A 5,168-nucleotide genomic window follows, 5' to 3' on the forward strand; every position below is an offset into this window, starting at 1 on the left:
CGTATGTACGCCAGATGGCGAATGCGCGACTGGGAACTCATGATACCAAAACCCGCAATGAGGTGGCCGGTGGTGGTCGAAAACCATGGCGCCAAAAAGGTACTGGACGGGCGCGGCAGGGTTCCATTCGGGCAGCGCAATGGAAAGGCGGCGGACGTATTCACACTCCGCATCCGCATGCCTACACACTTTCAATGCCCCGGAAGATGCGTCGGGCAGCCTTGCGCTCAGCGCTTTCGGTTAAAGCTGCTGAATCCTCGATTGTCCTGGTGGATGAACTGGCAGTGTCGGAACCGAAAACCCGCCTGATGGCAAAGGTTTTGAACACGCTGGTGGGAGATGCCAGCGCGCTGGTGGTGATCCCGCAAAAGGATTCCTACGAGAATGTGATCCTTTCGACGGTGAATCTTCCGGAAACTAAAATTTTAATGGCTTCTTATCTTAACATCCGTGACCTATTCAAGTTCGACAAGGTCGTTATGCCGCTGGCGGCGCTGGATGTGATCAAGAGCTATTTGGGATAGGTAGGAGGTTCAAATGACGACGATTTATGAAGTACTCCGCCGCCCGTTGGTGACCGAAAAGACCAATTATCAGGTCAATCGCTTGCACCAGTATGTGTTTGAAGTGGCTGAAAATGCCACCAAATCCATGGTGAAGGATGCGGTCGAGCAGATTTTTGACGTGAAGGTGTTGCGGGTCAATATCATCAATGTACCCGCCAAGCGCACCCGCCGGGCGCGCAGCCGACGCGTTGTGGTGCGTAACCCGGCTTACAAAAAAGCCGTTGTCACCCTGGCGCCCGAAGACAGAATTCCGATCTTTGAAGGGGTTGAATAATGGCGATTAAGATTTATAAACCGGTAACTCCCGGTCTGCGTGGCATGACCGGCTATAGTTTTGAGGAGATCACCCGGACTGTGCCGGAGCGTTCGCTGCTGGTGGTTCGCAAAAAACACTCCGGTCGCAACAATCAGGGACGGGTGACGGTTCGCCACCAGGGTGGCGGTAACCGCCGCTATATCCGTCTGGTGGACTTCAAACGGAACAAGTTGAATGTGCCTGCCAAAGTGGCAGCCATTGAGTATGATCCCAATCGTACCGCGCGCCTTGCGCTGCTGGTCTATGCGGATGGCGAAAAACGCTACATCATTTCCCCGGTGGGGTTGAAGGTTGGCGATACGGTTGTGGCGGGTCCGGGTGTGGATATCCGCCCAGGCAACAGCCTGCCCATCTCTAATATTCCGGTGGGTACCATGATTCACAATATCGAACTCTATCCGGGGCGAGGCGGGCAGCTGGTGCGTTCGGCGGGCACTGCAGCACAGCTGCTTGCAAAGGAAGGTGATTTTGCCCAGATCCGCCTGCCTTCCGGTGAGGTGCGGCTGGTGCGTCAGGTGTGTTACGCAACCATTGGACAGGTTGGCAACCTTGACCACGGCAATATCAAACTGGGTAAAGCCGGGCGCAAGCGTCATATGGGTATCCGCCCTGCGGTGCGTGGAACCGCGATGTCGCCGCGCGATCACCCGCATGGTGGTGGTGAAGGTCGTCAGCCAGTGGGTATGCCCGGCCCGAAGAGTCCGTGGGGTAAACCCACTCGTGGTTACAAAACCCGCCGCAACAAGACGACGGATAAATACATTGTTCGCCGCCGCAGTGTGGCCAAACGCTAAGCGGTGTGGTTTGATGGATTGGTAACACCGAGAAAGAGGGACGAGATATGTCACGTTCATTGAAAAAGGGCCCGTTTGTAGCCCCAAAACTACTGAAAAAAATTGAAATGATGAATGCCCGCGGCGAAAAGAAAGTCATTCGTACCTGGAGCAGGGCAAGCGTCATCTTTCCCCAAATGGTGGGGCACACCGTTGCCGTCCATGATGGCCGCCGGCATGTACCGATTTACATCACCGAGAACATGGTGGGGCACCGGCTGGGTGAGTTTGCCCCTACCCGCCATTTTCGCGGGCATGTGGCGGAAAAATCCTCCAAGAGGTAAGTTGCAATGGCAAACGATATTCGAGCCAAGTTAAGTTATTGTCCGGTTTCCGCCCAGAAAGTGCGGCTGGTGATTGACCTGGTGCGCGGGCGCCCGGCAGTAGAAGCGCTGGATACGCTCAAGTTCGTCAACAAAGGCGCAGCGGCACCTGTCCGCAAACTGCTGGCTTCAGCGGTTGCCAACGCGGAAGAAAATTTTGGGATTGATCGCAACAACCTGTTTGTGTATCAAATTGTTGCGGATGAGGCCCCAACGCGCAAATGGCGTCGGTTTGGTGCGCGCGGTCGGTTCAAACCGATCCTCAAACGCGCTTCGCACGTAACCGTTGTTTTACGGGAGCGTGAATAAGATGATTTTCGTCCGGTTTGCCTGAACAGAAAGGGCATCCGGCAAGCAGAAACCAGGAGAAGTTATGGGTCGAAAAGTTCATCCAATTGGATTTCGTCTGGGCGTCCACCAACCGTGGGAAGGTCGCTGGTACGCTGATGGCAGTGAATACACTGAGCAGTTGCATCAGGACTTTGAAATTCGCAAAATGATCTTTGCGGATGCCGATCGGGCAGCGATTTCGAAGGTCGAAATTGAGCGTTTCCCCGGCAAGGTCAAGGTGATTGTTCATACGGCAAAACCCGGCATCCTGATTGGACGCAAAGGTGAAACCGTCAAGAAAATCCGCCAGGATCTGGAAGCCCTGACCAAGAAAAAGATTGATCTGGAAATCAAAGAGATCAAACTGCCTGATTGTGACGCCTATCTGGTTGCGCAGAACATTGCCAGTCAAATTGAACGGCGTGTGGCTTACCGCCGTGCGATGAAGCGTGCCTTGCAGCAAGCAATGCGCCAGGGCGCACAGGGAATCAAAATCGAGGTGGCTGGTCGTTTGAGTGGTGCTGAAATGGCGCGCAGCGTCTGGCTGCGTGAAGGACGAGTGCCTCTGCAAACCATTCGCGCGGATATTGACTTTGCCCGTGCGGAAGCGCTGACAACCTACGGACAGATTGGTGTCAAGGTTTGGATTTACAAGGGTGAAGTCCTGCCCAGTGAAGAGGAAAAAGCGGAAGTCACCGAGGGTGTCTATATCAGCGAGTAATCCTGCGCTGGGTTGAACCCAGACGGAATGAAGAGAGGTAAGCAATTATGTTGATGCCAAAACGTGTCAAATGGCGCAAGCAGCAACGTGGACGCATGAGGGGGAAAGCCCTGCGCGGAGCGGAACTGATCTACGGTGAGTTCGGCCTGCAGGCACTTGAACCCGGTTGGGTCACCGCCCGGCAAATTGAGGCTGCCCGTCGTGCTCTCGTGCGCTCGATGCGCCGCCGAGGAAAAGTGTGGATTCGGATTTTCCCCGATAAACCCTATACCCAGAAACCGCCGGAAACGCGTATGGGTAAAGGTAAAGGTGGGGTTGAGTACTGGGTGGCGGTTGTCCGCCCGGGAAGAATCATGTTCGAGCTGGGCGGTCTTCCCGCTGATGTAGCGGTGCAGGCTTTGCGTCAGGCTTCTTACAAGTTTGCGATCAAGACGAAGGTGGTTGCTCGTCATGAATCGGTGACAGGAGAAGTAGGATGAAAACCGAACAGATTCGCCTGATGTCCACTGAAGAATTGAAAGCCAAACTGGCGGATGCGCGTCAGGAACTGATGAATTTGCGCTTTCAAATTGTTACCGGTCAGCTTACGGATACCAGCCGGCTTAAGCAAACCCGCCGCTTGATTGCGCGCTATATGACCATTCTGCGCGAGCGGGAACTTTCTCAACAGCGGGAAGGTGGAAAATGAACACACGGCGACGTTTAACCGGTGTTGTTACCAGTAATAAAATGCAGAAAACTGTGGTCGTAAAAGTGACCCGCACCTACCAGCATCCGCTTTACAAAAAAGTGGTTCATGCTTCCATGAAGCTGAAAGCACACGACGAATTGGGATGTGAAATTGGAGATGAAGTGCTGGTAGTGGAAAGCAGACCGCTTTCGCGTGATAAACGCTGGGTGGTTCAGTCCATCCTCAAACGCCAGGGGCAGCCGATGCAGGAACTGCCCGCGGAGGAAGGAGCGTAAAGGATGATTCAGCACGAAACCCGATTAAAAGTTGCCGATAACACGGGCGCACGCGAGCTACTGGTCATCCATGTGATGGGTGGCTCAACCCGGCGCTATGGGCGTGTGGGTGATATTGTGGTTGCCACGGTGAAATCCGCTTCACCGCAGGGCTCGGTCAAGAAGAGCGATATTGTCAAAGCAGTGATTGTACGTTGTGCCAAAGAATGGCGCCGCGAAGATGGTTCAACCATCCGCTTTGATGATAATGCGGCGGTCATTCTGGATAACGATGGCCAGAACCCCAAAGGCACCCGTATTTTTGGCCCTGTGGCTCGCGAATTGCGTGAAAAAGGCTTTATGAAGATCGTTTCGCTTGCGCCGGAAGTGATCTAATGCAAGGAAACAGGAGCGAAGCCATGAAGATGAAGATACGTAAAGGGGATACGGTCGAAGTGATTAACGGCCGCTTTGAAGATAAAGGAAAACGCGGCGAAATCATTCGGGTGTTACCCAAGGAAAACCGGGTGGTGGTGCAGGGAGTCAACCTGCGCACCAAACATCAGCGTCAGGTGCAAACTCAGGGGCGCAACATTTCGCCCGGTAAAATCCGCTTTGAGGCACCGATTGATCTTTCCAACGTTATGCTGGTTTGCCCAAAGTGTGGCAAAGCCACGCGGGTGGGAATTTCCCGCGGCGAAGATGGCAAATCATTGCGGGTTTGCAAAAAATGCAACGCCGCCATAGACGAATAAGCCATCGGGGAGCGAGTCAATGAACATATTGAAGGAAAAATATCAAAACGAAGTGGTGCCGGCATTGATGAAGGAACTTGATCTTCACAATGTCATGCAGGTACCGCGTATTACCAAAGTGGTCGTCAACATTGGCCTGGGTGAAGCGCTGGATAATCCGAAAGCGCTGGAAGCCGCCAGCAGCGACCTGGCAAAAATTACCGGCCAGAAACCGGTGATCACCAAAGCGCGCAAGAGCATTGCGGCTTTCAAACTACGCGAAGGGCGCGCCATCGGCACAATGGTTACTCTGCGCGGGGAGCGGATGTGGTCATTCCTCGACCGTTTGATGAACATTGTGCTTCCTCGGGTGCGTGATTTTCGCGGTGTTTCGGCAGAG

General features: G+C 53.9%; 12 protein-coding genes. All 12 read left to right on the top strand.

Annotation, left to right across the window (positions count from 1 at the left end):
• A partial coding sequence (rplD, locus tag VAE48_RS15790; protein WP_322794299.1) for a 50S ribosomal protein L4 occupies positions 1-524 on the top strand: 524 nt, incomplete at its 5' end.
• A gap of 13 nt (positions 525-537) precedes the next feature.
• Positions 538-840 (top strand): 50S ribosomal protein L23, encoded by a 303-nt coding sequence (rplW, locus tag VAE48_RS15795; protein ID WP_322794300.1) that lies wholly within the window; start codon positions 538-540, stop codon positions 838-840.
• Complete coding sequence (rplB, locus tag VAE48_RS15800) at positions 840-1,676, top strand: 50S ribosomal protein L2 (RefSeq protein ID WP_322794301.1); 837 nt, start codon at positions 840-842, stop codon at positions 1,674-1,676. The genes rplW and rplB overlap by 1 nt, the downstream gene beginning before the upstream one ends.
• 47 nt (positions 1,677-1,723) lie before the next feature.
• Complete coding sequence (gene rpsS, locus VAE48_RS15805; RefSeq protein ID WP_322794302.1) at positions 1,724-1,999, top strand: 30S ribosomal protein S19; 276 nt, start codon at positions 1,724-1,726, stop codon at positions 1,997-1,999.
• A 6-nt stretch (positions 2,000-2,005) separates the two neighbouring features.
• On the top strand, positions 2,006-2,347 hold the full coding sequence (rplV, locus tag VAE48_RS15810) for a 50S ribosomal protein L22 (RefSeq protein WP_322794303.1): 342 nt from the start codon (positions 2,006-2,008) through the stop codon (positions 2,345-2,347).
• A gap of 64 nt (positions 2,348-2,411) precedes the next feature.
• Entirely contained in the window at positions 2,412-3,089 is a 678-nt protein-coding gene (gene rpsC / locus VAE48_RS15815) for a 30S ribosomal protein S3 (RefSeq protein WP_322794304.1), read from the top strand.
• A gap of 47 nt (positions 3,090-3,136) precedes the next feature.
• Positions 3,137-3,568 (top strand): 50S ribosomal protein L16, encoded by a 432-nt coding sequence (gene rplP / locus VAE48_RS15820; RefSeq protein WP_322794305.1) that lies wholly within the window; start codon positions 3,137-3,139, stop codon positions 3,566-3,568.
• On the top strand, positions 3,565-3,777 hold the full coding sequence (gene rpmC, locus VAE48_RS15825) for a 50S ribosomal protein L29 (protein WP_322794306.1): 213 nt from the start codon (positions 3,565-3,567) through the stop codon (positions 3,775-3,777). The genes rplP and rpmC overlap by 4 nt, the downstream gene beginning before the upstream one ends.
• Complete coding sequence (gene rpsQ / locus VAE48_RS15830; RefSeq protein ID WP_322794307.1) at positions 3,774-4,055, top strand: 30S ribosomal protein S17; 282 nt, start codon at positions 3,774-3,776, stop codon at positions 4,053-4,055. Before rpmC ends, rpsQ begins: the two co-directional genes overlap by 4 nt.
• Before the next feature lie 3 nt (positions 4,056-4,058).
• Positions 4,059-4,430 (top strand): 50S ribosomal protein L14, encoded by a 372-nt coding sequence (rplN, locus tag VAE48_RS15835; protein ID WP_061915299.1) that lies wholly within the window; start codon positions 4,059-4,061, stop codon positions 4,428-4,430.
• A 23-nt stretch (positions 4,431-4,453) separates the two neighbouring features.
• A complete protein-coding gene (rplX, locus tag VAE48_RS15840) occupies positions 4,454-4,789 on the top strand; it encodes a 50S ribosomal protein L24 (RefSeq protein WP_416181065.1) in 336 nt (111 codons plus the stop codon).
• Positions 4,790-4,808: 19 nt separating this feature from the next.
• The coding region (gene rpl5 / locus VAE48_RS15845; protein ID WP_322794308.1) for a large ribosomal subunit protein uL5 at positions 4,809-5,168 on the top strand (360 nt) is incomplete at its 3' end.

The organism is Bellilinea sp. (assembly GCF_034432615.1).
GTDB lineage: Bacteria > Chloroflexota > Anaerolineae > Anaerolineales > Anaerolineaceae > Bellilinea.